The 20319-nt window shown below is 72.9% G+C and carries 16 protein-coding genes; 15 read left to right on the top strand and 1 reads right to left on the bottom strand.

All coding sequences use genetic code 11. The features are described 5' to 3' along the window. Positions 1-64: 64 nt before the first annotated feature. The 5 genes from FRANEAN1_RS09830 to FRANEAN1_RS09810 all read left to right on the top strand — a co-directional run bounded on the left by FRANEAN1_RS09830 (position 65) and on the right by FRANEAN1_RS09810 (position 5946). Complete coding sequence (locus FRANEAN1_RS09830; protein ID WP_347177056.1) at positions 65-2827, top strand: GNAT family N-acetyltransferase; 2763 nt, start codon at positions 65-67, stop codon at positions 2825-2827. Positions 2828-3146: 319 nt separating this feature from the next. Continuing rightward, a complete protein-coding gene (locus FRANEAN1_RS09825) occupies positions 3147-3776 on the top strand; it encodes a TetR/AcrR family transcriptional regulator (protein ID WP_020459601.1) in 630 nt (209 codons plus the stop codon). A gap of 181 nt (positions 3777-3957) precedes the next feature. Beyond that, the gene (locus FRANEAN1_RS09820) at positions 3958-4374 is read left to right on the top strand and encodes a DUF4180 domain-containing protein (protein ID WP_020459600.1); all 417 of its coding nucleotides are present in this window, start codon (positions 3958-3960) and stop codon (positions 4372-4374) included. A gap of 163 nt (positions 4375-4537) precedes the next feature. Continuing rightward, complete coding sequence (locus tag FRANEAN1_RS09815; RefSeq protein ID WP_041253931.1) at positions 4538-4771, top strand: hypothetical protein; 234 nt, start codon at positions 4538-4540, stop codon at positions 4769-4771. Between the two features lie 368 nt (positions 4772-5139). Beyond that, positions 5140-5946, top strand: a complete 807-nt coding sequence (locus FRANEAN1_RS09810) for a FadR/GntR family transcriptional regulator (protein WP_020459598.1) — start codon at positions 5140-5142, stop codon at positions 5944-5946. A 6-nt stretch (positions 5947-5952) separates the two neighbouring features. Here the strand turns inward: FRANEAN1_RS09810 and FRANEAN1_RS36900 are convergent, their stop codons facing one another. Beyond that, positions 5953-6348, bottom strand: coding sequence for a Rid family hydrolase (locus tag FRANEAN1_RS36900; RefSeq protein ID WP_020459597.1), 396 nt, complete (start codon positions 6346-6348; stop codon positions 5953-5955). 364 nt (positions 6349-6712) lie between these two features. Between FRANEAN1_RS36900 and FRANEAN1_RS09800 the strand changes: the two genes are divergently transcribed. The 10 genes from FRANEAN1_RS09800 to FRANEAN1_RS09755 all read left to right on the top strand — a co-directional run bounded on the left by FRANEAN1_RS09800 (position 6713) and on the right by FRANEAN1_RS09755 (position 20143). Further along, positions 6713-7501 carry an SDR family oxidoreductase gene (locus tag FRANEAN1_RS09800; RefSeq protein WP_041253929.1) on the top strand — a complete coding sequence of 263 codons (789 nt, stop codon included), beginning with the start codon at positions 6713-6715 and terminating at the stop codon, positions 7499-7501. A gap of 161 nt (positions 7502-7662) precedes the next feature. Beyond that, positions 7663-7872 carry a hypothetical protein gene (locus FRANEAN1_RS09795; RefSeq protein ID WP_041253927.1) on the top strand — a complete coding sequence of 70 codons (210 nt, stop codon included), beginning with the start codon at positions 7663-7665 and terminating at the stop codon, positions 7870-7872. A gap of 257 nt (positions 7873-8129) precedes the next feature. After that, positions 8130-9407: a DNA repair exonuclease gene (locus tag FRANEAN1_RS09790; protein WP_020459594.1), complete on the top strand. Its 1278-nt coding sequence runs from the start codon at positions 8130-8132 to the stop codon at positions 9405-9407. Further along, the gene (locus FRANEAN1_RS09785) at positions 9407-13453 is read left to right on the top strand and encodes a histone-like nucleoid-structuring protein Lsr2 (protein WP_020459593.1); all 4047 of its coding nucleotides are present in this window, start codon (positions 9407-9409) and stop codon (positions 13451-13453) included. Before FRANEAN1_RS09790 ends, FRANEAN1_RS09785 begins: the two co-directional genes overlap by 1 nt. 191 nt (positions 13454-13644) lie before the next feature. Beyond that, the gene (locus tag FRANEAN1_RS09780; protein ID WP_020459592.1) at positions 13645-14508 is read left to right on the top strand and encodes a prephenate dehydratase; all 864 of its coding nucleotides are present in this window, start codon (positions 13645-13647) and stop codon (positions 14506-14508) included. A 6-nt stretch (positions 14509-14514) separates the two neighbouring features. Then, a complete protein-coding gene (locus FRANEAN1_RS09775; protein WP_020459591.1) occupies positions 14515-15345 on the top strand; it encodes a PhzF family phenazine biosynthesis protein in 831 nt (276 codons plus the stop codon). A gap of 61 nt (positions 15346-15406) precedes the next feature. After that, on the top strand, positions 15407-15670 hold the full coding sequence (locus FRANEAN1_RS09770; protein ID WP_020459590.1) for a DUF2277 domain-containing protein: 264 nt from the start codon (positions 15407-15409) through the stop codon (positions 15668-15670). A gap of 102 nt (positions 15671-15772) precedes the next feature. Beyond that, positions 15773-16672: a neutral zinc metallopeptidase gene (locus FRANEAN1_RS09765; protein ID WP_020459589.1), complete on the top strand. Its 900-nt coding sequence runs from the start codon at positions 15773-15775 to the stop codon at positions 16670-16672. A 147-nt stretch (positions 16673-16819) separates the two neighbouring features. Then, positions 16820-18799 (top strand): ATP-dependent zinc metalloprotease FtsH, encoded by a 1980-nt coding sequence (gene ftsH, locus FRANEAN1_RS09760; protein WP_020459588.1) that lies wholly within the window; start codon positions 16820-16822, stop codon positions 18797-18799. Between the two features lie 48 nt (positions 18800-18847). Beyond that, positions 18848-20143, top strand: a complete 1296-nt coding sequence (locus FRANEAN1_RS09755; RefSeq protein WP_020459587.1) for an FAD-dependent oxidoreductase — start codon at positions 18848-18850, stop codon at positions 20141-20143. Positions 20144-20319 lie beyond the last annotated feature (176 nt).

The following is a 20319-nucleotide window of genomic DNA, read 5'->3' as shown; positions in this document are numbered from 1 at the left end:
CGAGCGACGGGCCCGCGGCGGACGACGGAGGCGGCGCGGTCCGGCGCGGAATAGCGTCCACGGGGTGACATCTCGCTACCCGGCGCACTGGGCGGCCGACGGCGTTCTCGCCGACGGCGCGCCCGTTCAGCTGCGCCCCGTGCTGGGCACCGACGCGCCGGGTCTGGCCGAGCTGCGGTCCGGCCTGTCCGCGGCGGACGTCGCGCGCCTGCCCGCGCGGTGGGCGCGGCGCTCCCCGGAAGAGCTCGCCGGGCACCTGACCGCGGCCGGCGACCCGGCCGCCGCCGGTCACCCCACCATCACCGGTCACCCCACCACCGGTGACAGCGGGCGGCTCGCCGTCGCGGCCGTGCTGCGCGGACGTCTGGTCGGCACGGCGGACTACGAACGGATCGCCGGCTCCGACGACGCGGTGGTCGCCCTGGTCGTCGAGGCTGCGCACCGCGGCCGTGGGCTCGGACTGCTGCTGCTCGAACACCTGATCGCCGCCGCCCGCGAGCGCGGGGTGAGCCACCTCGTCGCCGATCTGCGCGCGGGCGACGACCGGGCGCTGCGGGTCTTCCACGCCGCGGGCTTCGCCGGCGCCGAGACCCGCCCGCGCACCCCCCGGCAGGACGGCGCTGGTCAGGACGGCGCTGGTGGCGTGCGGGTGGTGTTCCCGACGGCACAGACTCCGCGCACCCGGGGCATCTCCCGGGCGCTGGAACAGCGGGCGGAGGCACGGAGCATCGCGCGGCTGCTCACACCGCGCGCGGTCGCGGTCGTCGGCGCGAGCCGGCAGCCCGGCAGCGCCGGCCACGAGGTCTTCCGCCGGCTGCTGGCCAGCGATTTCCATGGCCCGGTCTACCCGGTCAACCCGGCGGCGCGCCAGGTCGCCTCGGTCTACGCCTACCCGGACGTCCGCGAGATCCCGGACGCGGTCGACCTCGCCGTGATCGCCGTCCCGGCGCCGGCCGTGGCCGACGCGGTGCGGGCCTGCGCGGAGAAGGACATCCGTGGCCTGATCGTCGTCTCGGCCGGGTTCGCGGAGGCCGGGCCCGACGGGCGGGCCCGGCTCGCCGAGGTCACCCGGCTGGCCCGGGAGTCCGGCATGCGGCTGATCGGCCCGAACGCGATGGGCGTGATCAACACGGACCCGGCCGTCCGCCTGCACGCCACCTTCGCGGCCGGCGACCCGCCGGTGGGAAGGGTCGGCGCGTTCACCCAGTCGGGGGCGCTGGCCGGGACGTTCCTCACCGAGGCGTCGCGGCGCGCGATCGGCCTGTCCACGTTCGTCTCCACCGGTGACCGCTCGGACGTCTCGGCCAACGACGTGCTGCAGTACTGGCAGTCGGACCCGCACACCGATGTGATCATGCTGCACCTGCAGGGGTTCGGCAACCCGCGGAAGTTCGCCCGGATCGCCCGGCGGGTGGGCCGACGCAAGCCCGTGATCGCGCTGAAGAGCGGGCGCAGCGCCGCCGACCCGGCCCTGGACGCCCTGTTCACCAGCGCCGGGGTCATCCGGGTGGACACGTTGAGCCAACTGTTCGACCTGGCCGCGCTGCTGGCGTCCCAGCCGCTGCCCGCCGGGCGGCGCGTCGGCGTCGTGGGGACGTCCAGCGCGCTCGCCGCCCTGGCGACGGACGCCTGCCGGACGGCAGGCCTGGAGGTACCGCCCTTCTCCACCGCCACGGCGGAGGCGTTGAGCGACACGCTCGGCCGCCCGGAGCCGGCCAACCCGGTGGACCTGGGCGCGATGGCCGCGCCCGAACGGTTCGAGCGCGCGCTGCGCGCGGTCGCCGCCAGCGCGGACGTCGACGCCGTGCTGGCGCTGATCACCCCGCACCCGGCCGTCGAGGAGCTCGCGCGGGCCGTGCGGGCCGTGGCGGGCTCCGGCCGGGTGCCCGTGGTGGCCTCCTACCTCGGGTACGACGGGATGCCGTCCGCGCTGGCCGCCCCGGGCGACGGCATCGTGACGCCCGCACCCGGCTCCGTGCCGTCGTTCGCCTCCCCGGAGTCGGCCGCGCTCGCGCTCGCCCGGGCGGCGGGCCACGCGGCGTGGCGCAGCCGCGAGCAGGGCGCCGTCCCCACTCTCGACCGGCTCGACCTGGACCGCGCGCGCCGCGCGGCGGCCGCCGGCCCGACGGACGGGACGTGGCTGCCCCAGGAGCTGGTCGGCGACATCCTGGGCGGGGTGGGGCTGGCGGTCTGGCCCAGCGAGCCGGTGACGAGCGCCGCCCAGGCCCTGGACACGGCCGAACGGCTCGGCTGGCCCGTCGCCCTGAAGATCGCCGACGAACGCTTCCGTGGGCGGCTGGACGTCGGAGCCGTCCGGCTGGGCGTCGAGGGGCCCGGCGCGCTCGCGGAGGCCTGGCGCACGATCCGCGCCGCGGTCGGGCCGGGCGACATGGTCGTCCAACCGATGGCGCCGGCCGGGGTGTCGACCGTGATCCGGATGACCCAGGACCCGGCGATCGGGCCGCTGCTGTCGCTGCGCCTCGGCGGGGCCGTCGCGGACCTGTTGGTCGACCCGCTGGCCCGGGCGCTGCCGATCACCGACCGGGACGCCGCCGAGATGGTGCGGGGTATCCGCGGCGCGGTGCTGCTGGTCGGCGGCGCCGGCACCCCGGCGGCGGACACGGCCGCCCTGGAGGACGTGCTGCACCGGCTGGCCCGCCTCGCCGAGGAGGTGCCGGCGGTCGCCGAGGTGCTCCTGGATCCGGTGCTCGTCGGCCGGCCCGGCGTGGTCCTACTGCATGCCGGCGTCCGCCTGCTCCCGCCGGGAACCGATCCCGAGTCACTGCCCCGGCGGATGACGGGCTCCGGCGTCGAGTACTTCCGCTAGTACCGCCACGGCATTTGTACCCGGGTGCGGCGACGGTCGGCGACGGCCGCTTCAGTTTCGTCTTCGTCGACGGGCGCTCCCAGAACGAGCTGACCACCTGGACCAGCCTCGACAAGGAGGCCATGGAGCTCGCCGCGCACAGCGTCGAGACGGTCGTGGTCTCCATCGACGAGACCGGCATGCGGATGGTGAACCGCGTAGGCATCAGCCGGGCGTCGTCACGCACAAACGCCTCGGCGTTGACCCCGGAAGGACCGGAACGGCCGGAAGGGCTGGGAAGGCGGGCGAGCTCACGGATCAGGTCGGCGGCGTCATCGGCGTGCTGGTCGACGCCGCTGGCCGCCAGGCCCAGGCCCGGGAGAACCGCGCCCGGGCGATCGGTGCGGCCACCGAGCTGTTCGTCCGGCAGGGCTTCGCGGCGACCTCGATGGCCCAGATAGCCGCGGCTGCCGGAGTCTCCACGCCGACCGTCTTCACCTACTTCTCCTCGAAGATCAACCTTCTCAGGGTGGCCGTCGACGAGGCGGTCGCGGGCGACGACGAACCGGTCGCCCTGCACGAGCGGCCGGCCATACGGGCCGTCCACGACGGCGCCACGGCCGGCGAGGTGCTCGGCGCGTTCGCGGTGGCCGCGACGGAGATCGCGCAGCGCGCCTTCCCGCTGCTGTCGGCACTGCGCCGGGCCGCGGACGTCGATCCGCAGGCCGGCGAGCTCGCGCGACCTCGAACACCAGCGCCTGACCGGAGCGGGCATCGTCGCGACGACCGTCGCCGATCGCCTGGGCACAGCCGCCGCGGACGACGTCGAGCGCATCCGCGACACGCTCTGGACGATCTTCTCCCCGGATGTCTACGGCCTACTGGTCCGCGAGCGCGGGTGGTCCCACGACGCCTACCGCGAGTGGGTGACAGGCGACGTGCACCGGCGACGTGCGCTATCATTCCCTAAACTTCCATAAAGGGATCAGTCATGCCGTGAATTCAGCATCGATAAAGAACCATAGGGATGCTGAAGGCCGAGGGGGCCCGGTGGGCGAGGATTACCGCGGACAGCGGAAAGTATCCGGGTCACCACCGCGAGTTTCGACGCGCTCCTCGCCAGCGCGCACTCACGAGAAGAAGGAGAAACCGTGGCGGAGGACCTCACGATTTCCAACGGGGCGATACCCGACGAGCTCGAACAGGTGGGCGCCGTATCCGTCCTCGTCTGCTCACCGGAGGGTCCTCTGGTCCGTGTCGAGCAGGACGCTCTGGACATCATCGGCACCGCGATGTACCTGCGGGCCGCGTGGGCGGCGGTCCCGGTCACGCGGCTCACGCCGGAGTTCTTCGAGCTCCGCAGCGGCCTGGCCGGCCAGATCCTGCAGAAGTTCGTCAACTACCAGATCGGGCTGGCCGTGGTGGGGGACATCTCGGCGTTCACGGCGGCGAGCGGCGCCCTGCGGGACCTGGTGCGCGAGTCCAACCAGGGAGTGCACCACTGGTTCGTCCCCGACCTGGACGCCGTCCGCTCCCGACTCGCCCCGCCCGACAGGAGCGGCTCCTGACCAGTCTCCTCACGTGCCCGCCCGCTGCCCGCTCGCCGTTTGGTGTCCTGCTCGCCCTTCCGGGACGAGACCCGGCCGCGTTCGGCCCCGGAGGGGCGAGGCGAACATCAAAGAATCATTCTCGCGCAGCCTGTCGGGGACCTGCTTGCCGTCGAGGCTGCCCATGGTCAGCCAGGCGGCGCCGACACCGATCCGGCTCTCCCGGGCCTGCTCGACGCTCTCCCCGAAGACCACCTCGGTCGTGGTGCCCGGGCGGATCGGGGTCGCGAACGGTTTGCGCTCCGCCCTGCAGAACACGGGGCTGGTCGTGAGCACCGGGCTGTCACCCGGAGTGGTCACCGCCCAGCTGCCGCCGGCACAGAAGGCGGCGGCGTACGCGGGCGGCCCGCCGAGCTGAGCACGTCAGAGCTCTCGCTGCTCCTCGACGGCTTCCGGCTCGCGTTCGCGGCGCTGGGCCGGCTGTTCCTGACCGGGATAGCGGCCGCGCTCGCCCCCCGGATCCAGTCGCGATTCGGCCGCCCGGCTGGACGCACGTTCGGGCGCTTGTTCGGACGGCGGCGGCCCGGCCCGTGGGCGCCCCCGCCGCGGCGGGGGCGCCCACCGTCACCTTCCATGGAGAATGCGCCGGGCGCCTCGCGGGAGAAGCGGCGGATCAAATCGTCTGATGTATAGTGACCTCGCTGACTGACAACTTCTGGCGGCTGTTCTTCGAGACGGTCGTTGCTTCGACATCCGCTGTGGCGGCCGCGAGACGGGTGGACTGGGATGCTCAGCGTGGAGCGGGTGCGCCCCGCCTACGTCCAGGTTGCGGCTCAGCTACAGGAGCTGATCGTGCGCGGCGATCTGACCGCCGGTCAGCGCCTGCCCGTCGAGGCCGAGCTGTCGACGATGTTCGGCGTCAGCCGGTCCACGGTCCGCGAGGCGCTGCGGCTGCTGTCGTCCCAGCACCTGGTCGAGACGCGGCGGGGAGTCCACGGCGGCACCTTCGTCGCGGCGCCGGACACCGGCCTGATGGGCGATTTCCTCGAGACCGGCCTCGGCCTGCTCTCGGGCGCCGACCTGGTCAGTGTGGATCAGCTGATCGAGGCCTGTGACCTGCTCGAGGTCCCGGCCGCCCGGCTGGCCGCCGTCCGGCGGACGCCCGCCCAGCTCGAGATTATCCGGAAAGCGACCACGGCCACCGAACGGATCGAGGATCCGGTCGAACGGTACGAGGGCAGCAACGGATTCCACGCCTCGATCCTGGCCGCCTGCGGCAATCCCCTGCTGAATCTGGTGGCGACACCGGTCTTCAACGTTCTACGGACCCGCTTCCAGCGTTCGAGCGTCGACGCCACATTCTGGGAACGCTCCGCCCGGCAGCACCACGAGATCTACGAGGCCATCGAACGCGGCGACGCCGAACAGGCCGGAGTTCTGATGCGCGCCCACATAGACGAGTTGCGCGTTCTCGTTCCCGGCGGGGTGGAGGCCGTGCGACGGCGGACCGTCGGCACCGGATCGGTTGAGGCCGCGAGTGCGATCGCCGCGGCCACCGAATCGCCGGCGGCCGCGGGCTCGGCCACCGTCTGATCGGGTTCAGGTCGCGGCGCGGCCGGTCGTCAGGACACGGCGGGTCACGAAGTCGAGAAACGCCTCGTTGAAGACCTCGGGACGTTCCAGGTAGGGAACGTGGGCGGGCCCAGTCCACGACCACCAGCTCCGAGCCCGGCAGGGCCGCATGGGCGGCGTGCGCCATCGAGACGGGGAAGGGCCCGTTCTTCGCGCGGCCTCGAGCGCGCGGCTGATGTTCGCGAACGTTGCCCGGGTCTGCTCGGCGACGTCCTCGCCGCCGATGACCTTGAAGTTCTCGCCCACCGGCGCCTGGCCGGCCAGAAAGATCAGCCTGTTCGGACTACTGATCTTGACGACGTGGCTGTAGCTGCGCCCCGCCGTGTCCCACGCGCCCGCCGGGTTCAGGTACTCCCGCTCCATCGCACCGCTCCTCGCCTCGACTCCACTCAGCCCGGACGACCCCGGCCGAACTCGCGGACCGCTAATGTCCGACTTCATATGTCGCGACTGGATTTTGATCCTTACGTCGGCACGTTCATCGCCCATACCCCGCTGCGGATGTTCGTGCTGGGTCCGGAGAAGGGCGCGCTCGGTCTCGGTCAACGGCGCGGCGATCTCCTGCGACGGCACGGACGTCGACGGCGCCTATCCCGTCGTGCTTGTCCGGCCCACCGCACAGGGCTTCGGGTCCGCGGAGGTCGCGGGTCCGAATAGGGTTGCGGGCAGTGGCGGAGGGGGCGCGCTGGGCTGGACTGGGCGGACCGTGGGCGGCAGAGGAGACGGCGTGGATCTCGAGCTGGCAGGCAAGGTCGTCCTGATCACCGGCGGCTCGGACGGGCTCGGCGCCGCGTTGGTGCGTACCCTCGCCGCGGAGGGGGCGCGTGTCGCGTTCTGCGCCCGCGACGCGGACCGCCTCAACCGCCTCGCTGCCGAGGTGGCACCGACCGCCGCGGCCGGCGCGGAGTTCCTGCCCGTCCCCGCGGACGTCACCCGCCTGGCCGACCTCGAGCGGTTCGTCGAGCAGGCCGTCGGCCGCTGGGGGCGGATCGACGGCCTGGTGAACAACGCCGGGCGCAGCGCCGCCGGGCCGTTCGCGTCGCACACCGACGAGGTCTGGGACGCCGACCTGCAGCTCAAGGTGCACAGCACCGTCCGGCTGACCCGGTTGGCGCTGCCGCACCTGCGCGCGGCCGGCGGCGGCTCCGTGATCAACACGCTGGCCATTGCCGCGAAGACCCCCGGCGCCGGATCGACCCCCACCTCGGTCTCCCGGGCGGCCGGGCTCGCCCTCACCAAGGCGCTGTCCAAGGAACTCGGCCCGGACGGAATCCGGGTGAACGCGGTGCTGATCGGGCTGCTGGAGAGCGGCCAGTGGGACCGCCGCGCAGCCGAGCAAGGCATCGGCGTGGACGAGCTGTACGCCGAGCTGAGCCGAGGCTCCGACATCCCCCTCGGACGGGTCGGCCGCGCCCAGGACTTCGCCGACCTCGCGGCCTTCCTGCTCTCCCCCCGCGCCGGTTACCTGACCGGCGTCGGCATCAACCTCGACGGGGGCCTCTCGCCGGCGCCCTGATCCTCGCCACCAGGGTCCTTGCCACCAGGCTCCTGGCCGCCAGGCTCCTGGCGCCGGGACCCTTGTCGCCGGGAAAAAGCGGCGATCGCACGCTTTAACACGCTCGGTCCGGGCAGCAGACGCACGAACCCCGAGATCGCCCCGCAGCGTGGAGGAACATCGTGAGCCTGATACACAGCCTGCTCGAAGGCCTCGACGACGGCGACCGTGACCGGACGGTCGGGCTCATCAACAGCAGCATCACCGCCGACCTGGAGAACGTCGCCGCCGGCGCCGGCCCCGCCCGGCAGGTGGACGTCGGCACGCGCTCGCGGGCCCGCCGCTCCGGCGGCGGATCGCGCTCCGGCCCCCGTTCCAAGTCCGGGCGCTGAAACGCCCGAAGCTCCACCCCTACGGCGACAACACTCCAAAAAAACAGGGGCAACGAACCAAAAACTCGACGAGATCACTGGATCCTCCGGCGTGGACAGTTCGAGATGTCCGATTGCGGTACTAGGTTCTGGTCGTTCGGCCCGCTCCCTCCTTCCGACGGGCCGTCCGCGTCTCACGGCAACCGCCCGCGGGACGCGCCGACCGCCCGGAACCACACGCCCTCCCTGGCCTGTGGCGGCCCGACGCCAGGGGGAAGATGCGCCTCGTCCACGCCGCGGACATCCATCTCGACAGCCCCCTTCGGGGACTGACCCGGCTGGGTGACGGCGACCTGGCCCACCTGCTGCGGCAGGCGACCCGGCGGGCCCTGGCGAACCTCGTCGACCTCAGCGTCGACCGGGCGGCGGACGCGCTCCTGCTCGCCGGGGACGTCTACGACGGAACCTGGCGGGACTACGCGACCGGCCGGTTCTTCGTCGAGCAGATGGGCCGCCTGCGCGACGCCGGCATCCCCGTCTACATGATCTCCGGCAACCACGACGCCGAGAGCGAGATCACCCGGTCGCTGACCCTGCCCCCGAACGTCCGGGTGTTCGCCTCGGACCGGCCGGGCACGCATGTGGCGGACGACCTCGGGCTGGCCGTGCACGGGCAGAGCTACGCGACCGCCGCCGTCCACGACAACCTCGTTCAGCGCTACCCGGACGCCCTGGCCGGGCTGGTGAACGTCGGCCTGCTGCACACTGCCGCCGACGGCGCCGAAGGCCATGCCAACTACGCCCCGTGCTCGGAGGAGGACCTGGCCCGCACGGGCTACGACTACTTCGCCCTAGGCCATGTCCACTCCCATCGCGTCGTTCACGGCGGCCCACTTCCCGGCGGCACGGCGACCCGCGGGGACGGGCCCGGGGGCCGCCAGGTCGCCGCGTTCAGCGGCAATCTCCAGGGCCGCACCCCGCGGGAGAGCGGGCCGAAGGGCGCCCTCGTCGTCGAGATCCCACAGGACGGCCCCGCCCGCATCGAGCACGTCCCCTGCGACGTGGCCCGCTGGGCTGTCCTCACCGTCGACACCGCCGGCGCCGACACCCTCGACGACGTCCTGGGCCGGGTCACGGCCGAGCTGCGGGCGGCGCGGGACTCCGCGGGGGACCGTCCGGTCGTCGCGCGCACCGTGCTCACCGGCGCGTCGAGGGCCGCCGCGGGTCTTGCCGACGCCGAACGGCTACGCGAGGAGCTCCGCACGGTCGCCGACGGCCTGCAGGTCTGCCTGGAGAAGATCGTCAACCGGGTGACCGACCCGCGGCCGGCCGGCGCCGTCGACCCCGAGCTGGTCTCCGCCGTACGCGCGGCCTGCGACGATCTGGGCACCCGCCCCGAGGACCTCGCGCGGTGGATCGGCCCCCTGGACCGCGAGGTCGGACGGCTGCTACGCGGAGCCGACCTGCTCGACCTGGGCGATCCCCGCACACTCGCCGACCTCGCCCGCCGCGCCGGGGACGGCCTGCTCGCGCGCCTCTCCGGAGACGACGCCTGATGCGGGTCCGCGCGCTCAGCCTGGATCGCTACGGTGCCTTCGAGGACCGGCGGATCGAGTTCGGCCGTGGGCTGACGGTGGTCGTCGGCGCGAACGAGGCCGGCAAGTCGACGACGCTCGACGCCCTGTCGGACCTGCTGTGGACCTTCCGCGGCACCCGGCGGAGCTTCCAGTTCAGCCAGGGCGCGCTGAGCCTGACGGCCGACCTCGAACTGCCCGCGACGCATCCGGCCGAGCTCCCGCCGCCGTCCCAGGAGACGGGGCCGGCCCGGCAGGCGCCGCCGGCCAGGGTCGAGGTCAGGCGGCGCAACAGCGGTCTGCAGACCGTTGACGACGGCGCGGTCTTCCTCCCCCCATGGGGTTCCGGTGGCGCCGACGCGCGTCGGCGCTGGCGGCAGGCGTTCGGGCTGTCCCACGCCGAGCTGCGGGCAGGTGGCGCGAGTGTCTTCGAGGGCACCGGCGACCTGGCCGAGCTCGTCTTCACCGCGCGCAGCGGGCGGGCGGTCCGCGGCCTGCTCGACACGCTCGCCGCGGAGATGGACTCCCTGTACAAGTCCCACCGCAACAACAAGAGCGTCCGGGTCCGCACCGCGCTGGCGGACTACGAGCGGCTGGCCGAGCAGGCGGCGTCCGCCATGACCCGCGCGGCCCATGTCGACGATGCCCGCCGGGAGCAGGCGCTGCGCCGCCGCGACGCGCAGGCGGCCGCGGCCGCGACCCGAGCCGCCGCCGACCGCCGCTCCCGCCTGGAACGGTGGGTGCGCGCAGCCCCACATGCCCGGGAGCTGGTCGTGCTCCGGGAACGTCACGCCGCGCTGCTCGCCGCGGGCGTGGCCCTCACCGCCGAGGAGACGGCGCTGTTCGACTCCAGCGTGCGGGAGGCCGCGACGGCCGAGGCCGACCTCGACCGGCTGACCGCCGATCTGCTCGACCGCCGGGCCGCGCGGGAGGCGCTGACGACCGACGAGTCCGTGCTCGCCGACGGCGAGATGATCACCCGGCTGGAGCAGTCCCGCGTGGCGCGGCTCGGCGACGGCGCCGACGCCCGCGCGCTCGAGAACGAGGCCGCGCGCCACGCGGACTCCGCCCGTGCGCTCCTGCTCGACCTGGCTGGTCCGGGCGACCCGCGCACCGCCGCCGAGCTCCTGGCCGACCTGCACGTGCCGCGTGACCTCGCGGCCCAGCTCGACGCGCTCGCCGTGACGGTCGGCGAGCTGACCGACGAGCTGCGCCGCGCCGAGGACGCGCTCGCCGCCGCCCGCCTGCGCCGCGACGGCACCGACCAGTCCCCGGGCCACGACCCGGCGTCGATCAGCCAGCTGAAGGCGGTAATCGGCGCGATAGCCGGCGAGGGCTCGGCGACCGCGCTGACCAGGGCGGCCGTCGACGAGGCGGCCCGCGCTGTCCGCGACCGCCGGGAGGCGCTGCACCGCGCCGGCGCCCGCGACCCGGACGGCCCGCCGCCCGGGATGCCCGGGCGCGACGAGATCCGGCTGGCGCGCGACCGGCTCGACGCCGCAGAGGTGGCCCTCGCCCGCCGCGAGGAGGAGCTCGTCGGCGCCACCCGGAACCTCGAGCTCGCGCAGAGCCGGGTCGCCGACGCCGACGGCCGCGACCTCCCGGACCAGGCCACGCTCGACCGGGCCCGCGCGACCCGCGAGGAGCTCTGGAACCTGCTGGTCGACGCGGCCGGCGGCCTGCCGCCAACGACCGGCGGCCGGACTCCCGCCCCGGCCGTTGGCGGGGTGCCACCAGTCGGCGGCCGGCTGACGCCGGAGCGGGCTCGCGAGCTGCTGCCGGTCATCGCCGCCGGAATCGCCCGCGCCGACGAGGTCGCGGATCAGCTCATCCGCCACGCCGATCTGGCCGCCCGGCGGGCCCAGCTCCACCGGGACGCCGACCTCGCGCACGAACGGGCCACCGCGGCACTCGCCGCCACCGCGGCCGCCGCCGAGGCAGCCGATCAAGCCCGCGCGGCGTGGGAGGGCCACTGGCACAAGCCAGGCCTGGCCGTGCCCTCTCGGGCGGACGCGGACGACGTCCAGCGGGCTGTTGACGAGGCGCACCGGGCGCACGCGGAGCTGCTCGCCGCGGAGACCCGCATCGCCCGGCTGGGTGCCCAGGCCGACGCCCAGCGGACCGCGCTCGCCCAGGCCCTCGCCGAGGTCGGCCTCGCCCGGGTGGACGCCGACCTCGACAGTCTTCTCACCTGCGCGCAGACCGTGCTCGCGGACGACGACCTCGCACAGGTCCGCCGGGCTGACGCCGCCCACTTCGGGCGGGCCGTCGAGGAGGCCGAACGCGAACGGGACAAGCGGCGCGAGGAGCTGCTCGGCGCCGAGGGCGACTGGGACAACCTCGTCCGGGCGGCCGGGCTGGCTTCGGTCACCGACCCGCGGGGCTGGACCGAACGGCGGGGCGTGCTCGCGCAGGCGGTGGCTCTGCACGAGCAGGCCGACCGCGCCGCGCGGGACGCCGAGCGTGCCGCCGGCCGCCATCAGGCGTTCGCCGCGGACATCCGCGAGCTCTCGGCCCGTCATGGCCTCCTGCACCGCTCGCGCGGCCAGCGCCCCGACACCGACGCCAGCGCCGGGGCCGGGAGTGGGGCTGAGGGTGGGGCTGGGAGTGAAACCGGAACTGGCGGCGAACGTCTCGCGGCGGGCCCAGTCGCGCCCGACGGGCCGGGCGATGAGGCCGACGAGCTGGCCGATCTGCTCGATCAGCTCAGCGCACGGCACCAGGCGAGCATCGAGAGCCGGACCCGCCGCGCGGAGATCGACCAGGCGGTCGCCACCCTGGGCACCCGGGTCACCGCCGCGACGCTGCTGCGGGACAGCGCTGTCGGCCGCCTCGACGAGTTGCGCGCGCAGGTCGTCCTCGCGCCCGGTCAGCAACTGACCGACGCGGCGGACCGCGGCCGGGACCTCGCCGGGATCACGGCGGCGATGACCGCCGCCGAAGGCCTGCTGCGCGCCGCGGCACCCGGCGACGAGCTCGAAGCCGTCGTCCGCGCGCTGGCCGCGAGCACCGACGAGGACCTCGCCGCCGACCTCGCCGACGCGCGCGACGAGCACGAGCGCCGCACGGCCGCGCAGACAGAGGCGTGGACGGCCGTCGGGACGGTCGAACGGCATCTGCGGGATCTCGAGAGCGGCGCGGCCACCGGCGAGCTGCACGCCCGTGCGCAGGAGTCCCTGGCGCTCGTAGCCGAGACGGCGGAGCGCTACGTCATCGCGCGCATCCAGTACGAGACGCTTGGCCGTGAGCTGGAGTCCTACGAGCGCCGTCACGCGTCCCCCCTGCTCGCGGACGCGGGACGCCTGCTCGAACGGCTCACCGAGGGCCGCTACGTCGCCCTGCGGGCCATCGATCGCGGCGACGGCGCCCGGACGCTGCGGGTCGTCCGCGCCGACGAGGACGAGCTCGGCCCGGGCGAGCTTTCCGAGGGCACGGCCGACCAGGTGTTCCTGGCCCTGCGCCTGGCGGCGATCGACCAGCTCCAGCGGGAGCGGACCAGCCGCGGCGAACCCACGCTGCCGGTCGTGCTCGACGACGTCCTGATGACGTTCGACGACACGCGCGCCGAGGCGGCACTTCGCGTGCTGGCCGAGATCGCCGGGCGCTGGCAGATCATTCTGCTGACGCATCACGAGCATCTCACCGACCTGGCACGAGTGGTGGATGCGCAGCTGCGCGCCGACGGACCAGGACAGGCGGACGGCGCCTTGACCCCACCTGGCGACGCCGAGCTGGTCACGATCAGCTATCTGCCGGGGGCGAATGTGCTCACGCCCACCAGGGATGCGGAGCAGATCCGGACACTGGCCACGCACGTCGTCCCGCCCGACCCCGGCGCCGGTGAGCCCGGCGGATCCCCGGCTCTCGCCGTGACGGCAGCGAGCGGGGGTGGTAACGGAAGCGCGGCCGCCGGCCGGGACGCCGGGAGGATCCGCGCCTGGGCCCGCCAGAACGGATTCGAGGTCGGCGACCGTGGCCGCATTCCCCGGGAGATCCTCGACGCGTTCGCCGACGCGCACTCCGCCTGATCCCCGCCCGGACGCCCGGACCGGCACCAGCAGACCCGGCGGCCGGGGTGCCGGGGTGGCGGGCCGGTACCGTCGGATACGGCGGCCGGACGTCCAGGCCGTGCGCCGACCAGCCAGCCACGGCGGGCCCGGCGGGACCGCCCGTGCGACGGCTTTGCAGCAGAACCACAGACCGGAGGCAGGAACCCGCGATGACCGGGAGTCAGAAGATCGCATATCAGGGCGAGCCGGGAGCCAACTCCCACATCGCCTGCCGCGACGTCTACCCCGACTTCGAGGCGGTACCGTTCCAGACCTTTGAGGAGTGCTTCACCGCGCTGGAGGACGGCACGGTCGGTCTGGCGATGATCCCGGTGGAGAACTCGACCGCGGGCCGGGTCGCCGACATCCACCATCTGCTGCCGAACTCGTCCGTGCACATCATCGGTGAGTTCTTCCTGCCCATACGCCATCAGCTCCTCGGGCTGCCGCGGGCGACCATGGACGATCTGAAGACCGTGCACAGCCATCCGCAGGCCCTGGCCCAGTGCCGCAACGCGATCCGCGGGCTCGGGCTCACCGCCGTGCCCGCCGCGGACACCGCGGGCAGCGCCCGCGAGGTCGCCGAGTGGGGTGACGTGACGAAGGCTGCCGTCGCCTCGCGGCTGGCAGCCGAGGAATACGGCCTGCAGGTGCTCCGGCCCGACCTCGAGGACGAGGATCACAACACGACCCGCTTCCTCATCCTGTCGAACGAGCGCCTGCGGGCCGCGGCCGGCGTCGGACCGATCGTGACCACCTTCGTGTTCAAGGTGCGCAACATGCCGGCCGCGCTGTACAAGGCTCTCGGCGGTTTCGCCACCAACGGCATCAACATGACGAAGCTCGAAAGCTGCATGATCAGCGGCGAGTTCGTGGCGACGCAGTTCCTCGCCGACATCGAGGGCAGCCCGGAGGATCCCGCGGTGGAACGCGCCTTCGCCGAACTCGGCTTCTTCGCCGACTACCGCATCCTCGGTGTCTACCGCGCCAGCCGATACCGCGAGCGGTTCGACCCCCTGCGACTGAGCTCGTAACCGGTCATGCGGCGAGCGTTCCAGCAGGTGGACGTCTTCACGTCCGGCAGTTGCCTGGGCAATCCCGTCGCGGTCGTCCTCGACGCCGAGGGACTGCCCAGTGCGGCGATGCGCCGCTTCGCCGCCTGGACGAACCTTTCCGAGACAACGTTCGTCCAGGCCCCGACGGCACCCGGGGCCGACTACCGGGTGCGCATCTTCACGCCGACGGCCGAGCTTCCGTTCGCGGGTCATCCCACCCTGGGGACATGCCACGCCTGGCTGACATCCGGCCACACGCCGCGCGATCCCGACCGGATCGTGCAGGAATGTGAGGCGGGGCTGATCACCGTCCGTCGCGACGACGCCTCGGGACTGGCCTTCTCGGGACCGCCGCTGCTGCGTTACGAGCCCGCCGACGCCGAACTCGTGCGGCACCTCGCCGAGATGCTCCGCCTCGACCCGGCGGACATCCTCGCCGCGCAGTGGGTGGACAACGGCCCGGGCTGGGTCGGCGTGCTGCTCGACTCCGCCGCGGCCGTGCTCGCGATCCGCCCGGGCGCCGTCGACCTGGCCGTGGGGGTTGTCGGGCCACACCCGCCCGGCGGGCCGGGCGCCTTCGAAGTCCGCGCCTTCACGCCCCAGATCACCACTGTCGAGGACCCGGTGACCGGCAGCCTCAACGCCTCCCTCGCGACCTGGCTGTTCGACATCGGCAAGGCGGACGGGGCGTACGTCGTCAGCCAGGGGACGATGCTCGGGCGGGAGGGCAGGGTCCGTCTGTCCCGTGATCCGGACGGGTCGGTGTGGGTCGGTGGCGACACTGTCACCTGTATCTCGGGGACCGTGGACCTCTGACAGACCCGCGAGCCACCGGCACGCCGCCGGGACGGCACGGGAGCCGGCCTACCGTGGAGTCATGTGTCGCAACATCACTGAGCTGCGCGGACTCGAGCCTCCCGCGACCGACGAGGAGATCGAGGCGGCTGCCCAGCAGTTTGTCAGGAAGGTGAGCGGCCTGCGCCAGCCACCGCCCGCCGCGGCCGGGGCCTTCGAGGCGGCGGTGGCCGAGGTGTCCGCGAGCGTCCACCGCCTGCTCGGGGAGCTGCCCGCGCGCCGCCAGCCGCCCGGGACAGTGCCGCCGCTGCGCCGACCAGAGGTACGGGCCCGCCTCGAGCGCTGAACCCCCAGGCCCGCCCGATGTTCGCCCTTGTCACATCATGGACATATCCCGTATGACGTCTGCTCCCGGACGGTATCCACGAGGCGCGTCGAGAGGCAGGCCATGCGGTTCGACGATTCGTCGGTCGACACGTCCCAGCTCGAGGACAGACGCGGCGGCGGCCTGGGCCGCGGTGCCGTCATCGGCGGCGGTGGTGCCGGCCTGGTCGGCCTGCTCATCTACCTGGTGGTGGCCGTGCTCGGCGGCGGCGACGGGACGGGCGCGAACGGAACGGGCATCGACGGGTCGGGGGATGCGCAGCCGGGCACCGAACAGGGCACGGCGGGCAGCGACATCGCCACCCGTTGCAACACCGCCGGCGCCCTGGACCAGTACGACGACTGCTTCGTCCTCAAGGTCTTCAACGAGGTGAACGAGGTCTGGACGGCCCAGTTCGCCCGGGCCGGCCAGCAGTACTCCGACCCGCGGCTGGTCTACTTCTCCGACGCCGTCTCGACCGGATGCGGAACGGCGTCCGCGCAGGTTGGGCCCTTCTACTGCCCACCCGACCGACGGGTCTTCATCGATCTCGGGTTCCTCGATCAGCTCCAGCGGGACTTCGGGGCGCAGGGCCGGTACGCGCAGGCCTACATCGTCGCTCACGAGGTCGGGCACCACATCCAGACGATCACCGGAACCGAGCAGCGGCTGCGCGAGGCGCAGAACGCCGACCCGTCCCGCCGCAACGCGCTGTCGGTGCAGCTCGAACTGCAGGCCGACTGCTACGCCGGGGTGTGGAGCACGCTGGCGAACTCCGCCGGCAACGTCACGATCAACGAAGCTGAGCTCGACGAGGCGCTCCGGGCGGCCGAGGCCGTGGGCGACGACCGGATCCAGGCCTCGGCCGGCGGCCGCGTCGACCCGGAGTCGTGGACCCACGGCTCGGCGGAGCAGCGACGTGAGGCCTTCCTGAACGGATACCGGGGCGCCTCGATGGCGGCGTGCGGCACCGTCCCGGCCTGAGTCGGCACGGCGCGTCCCCGCGACGGGACGTCCGCCCGACCCGATACATCGCAGCAGAAATCGCTGATAGAAAGGGCGAATGGGCGTCAATTCACCGGCTGCCAGCAGCCGGTATCCGGACCGATCTGTGGACGCCAGGAGAAGATCGTGATCTCCCGTGTGAGCATCGGCCATATTCATGCCTCCGCGCCGGCGAAATCCGGGCCGCCGAAGGACACTCCCCCGAAACCCGCGCCGCCGCCGATGCCGGGCTGGCGCAGGTTCCTCATCCCGGTCGGGCTGCTCGTCACGGTGATGCTGCTGATCGCTCCGAGCCTGTTCGCCACCCAGCCGGATTCGCTGACCTACTCCGATTTCGTGGGTCGGGTCGACAGCGGCGTGGTGCGCTCGGTCACCATCGATGACCGCGGTGGTGTCGACGGCACGCTGACCGACGGCACTGACTTCACCACCCAGATCCCCACCGCACTCGACACAACCGCGCTCGAACGTCAGCTCGCCGCCAAGAAGGTGCAGATCACGGCCACCAGGACGGGCACGTCGTTCTGGTCGGTGGTGCTGAGCTTCCTGCCGCTGCTGCTCCTGATCGGTTTCTTCGTGTGGTCCGGCCGCATGGCCCGGCGCCAGCTCTCCGGCGGCGGCGCGCTCGGAATGTTCGGCCGCTCCCGGGCGAAGATCACCGAGGCGGACCGGCCTGACACTCGTTTCAGCGACGTCGCGGGCTACGAGGGCGCGAAACAGGAGATCAGCGAGGTCGTCGCCTTCCTGCGCAATCCCGACCAGTATCTTGAAGTCGGCGCACACGGCCCGCGCGGCGTGCTGATGGTCGGCCCGCCCGGCACCGGCAAGACCCTGCTCGCGCGCGCCGTCGCCGGCGAGGCCGAGGTGCCGTTCCTTTCGATCACCGGCTCGGGCTTCGTCGAGATGTTCGTCGGTGTCGGCGCATCCCGGGTGCGGGACCTCTTCACCGAGGCTCGCAAGCGGGCGCCGTCCATCATCTTCATCGACGAGATCGACGCCATCGGCGGCCGGCGCGGCTCCAGCGCGTTCGGCGGGTCCAACGACGAGCGCGAGCAGACGCTGAACCAGCTCCTCGCCGAGATGGACGGGTTCGAGTCCACGTCGGGCGTGGTCGTCCTCGCCGCCACGAACCGCCCCGAGACCCTTGACCACGCGCTGCTGCGCCCGGGTCGGTTCGACCGCCAGGTCACAGTGCCGCTGCCGACCCAGTCCGAACGGGCCGAGATCCTCGCCGTGCACACCCGCGGCAAGGCACTCACCGATGACGCCGACCTCACCCGGATCGCCCGGGGCACGCCCGGATTCTCCGGCGCGGACCTGGCCAGCCTCGTCAACGAGGCGGCGATCAACGCCGTCCGCGACGGACGTTCGGTGGTCAGCGCCGCCGATCTCGACGCCGCGCGTGACCGCATTCTCCTCGGACGGCGCGATGCCTCGAACGCCCTGCTCCCGGACGAGAAGCGGTCCGTCGCCGTGCACGAGTCGGGCCATGCCCTGGTGGCGGCACTCTGCGACGACGCCGACCCGGTCGCGAAGGTGACCATCCTCCCCTCGGGCATGGCGCTCGGCGTCACCCAGCAGCTCCCCGAGGCCGAGCGGCACCTCTACTCCGAGGCTTATCTGCTGGACAGCCTGGCCGTGCGGCTCGGCGGTCGGGCGGCCGAGCTGGTGGTGTTCGGCCACGGCTCCACCGGTGCCTCGAACGACCTGGCCGGCGCGACCCAACTCGCCACCCGGATGGTGCGTGAGTTCGGGCTGTCGGAGGAGATCGGACCGGTGGGCTACTCGTCCGACGGGCCCAACTTCCTCGGCGGGGACGACCTCATGGCCCGCCCCTACTCGGAGCAGACGCAACGAGTGATCGACGCCGAGGTGGCACGGCTGCTGCGGGAGGCTCAGGCGCGAGCCGTCGACCTGCTGCGCATGCATCGGAACGCACTCGACGCCCTGACCGCGCGCCTGCTGGAACGGGAGACCGTCGACGGCACGGTGGTAGAGGAGCTCGCCGCCGCGTCGATGGCGAGCTTCACGCGCAGCCCGAACGGAGACGGCTCGGGGGAAGGTCCGGACGGCGGCATCCCACCGCAGATCTCCCTGCAGACCTGATCCCCCTGGACCGCGCTCGGCTCCCGAGGCAGTGGGTACTGCATCTGCATGATGCCTGACGCCGCAGGCCCCGCGTTCGACGTGTGTGTGGTGGGCGCAGGCCCGGCCGGGATGATGCTCGGCCTGTTGCTCGCCCGCGACGGCCTCGAGACCTGCGTGTTGGAGAAGCACGCCGACTTCCTGCGCGACTTCCGCGGGGACACCGTGCACCCGTCCACGCTCGATCTGCTGGATTCGATCGGCCTTGGCGAACGCGTGCGCGACCTGCCCGGACGCCAGGTCACCGGGCTGAGATTCAGCTTCGTGGACGGGACCTACCAGGTCGCCGACTTCTCCCGGCTGCGGGTGAGTCATCCCTACATTTACTTCGTCCCGCAGTGGGACCTGCTGGAGATGCTCGCGCAGGCCGGCGCCGGCATTCCGACCTTCACGCTGCTGCGTGAGCACGAGGTGACCGGCCTTGTCCGGGATGGCGATCGGGTGGTGGGCGCCGAGGCTCGGACCGCCCAGGGCCGCCGGGTGGTGCGGGCGCGTCTCACGGTCGGTGCCGACGGCCGTGGATCTGTCGTCCGCGCGTCGCTTGGCCTGCCACTGCGACGTTTCGGCGCTCCGATGGATGTGTTGTGGTTCCGGCTCCCCCGCCGGGCGAGTGACGGGGATGGCCTCGGCGGCCTGGTCGGCCCGGGACGGATGCTCATCCGCATCGATCGGGGCAGCTACTGGCAGACCGCCTATCTGATCCGCAAGGGTGGATACGACGCCGTGCACGCGGCGGGACTCGACTGCCTCCGCGACAACGTCGCGACGCTCGCTCCGGACCTCGCCGACCGGGTCGATGAGATCAGAAGCTGGGAGGACGTCCACCTGCTGAGGGTGCAGGTCGACCGGGTGCGGCGCTGGCACGCTCCCGGCGCACTGCTCATAGGGGACGCCGCTCACGCGATGTCGCCGATCGGCGGGGTCGGGATCAATCTGGCGATCCAGGACGCGGTCGCCGCGGCACGTATCCTCCGTGCGCCCCTGCTCGCCGGCCGGGGCACCGGAACCGCACCACCGCCCGGGCGTCTGGCCGCGGTACAGCGTCGCCGCACGCCACCTACCATCCTCACCCAGCTTGCGCAGCGGGTCGCCCAACGAGGATTGCTGCGCCCGGTGCTGGAGGCCGGCGACAAGCCGGTCACGGCGCCCATGCCGGTCCGGCTCCTCGCCCGGATACCGGCCGCCCAGCGCGTGCTCGCCCGTGCGGTCGGCGTCGGGCTCCGGCCCGAGGCGGTCGGACAGGCCGCACCACACACCGCGACGGAGAACGTTTCCCGTGCAGCCACCAACGAGAATGATCGTTAGCCACTGAAGAAGCAAAAGAATTTGCCCTCGGGACGACTCGCCCGAACCCTTGTCAGCAGAGCCGACCCTACCCTAGGATCGAACGCACGTTCGAAGAATTTCGCTGACGGTGGGCGGTGAACCTGATGGATCAGTTCGACAGCTCCATGACCCGGGCGTCGACGGCAGCGGGTATG

It is taken from the genome of Parafrankia sp. EAN1pec (assembly GCF_000018005.1).
Lineage (GTDB): Bacteria > Actinomycetota > Actinomycetes > Frankiales > Frankiaceae > Parafrankia > Parafrankia soli.
The sequence above is the reverse complement of the archived record's forward strand: the minus strand, read 5'-3'. Positions and strand labels throughout refer to the sequence as shown.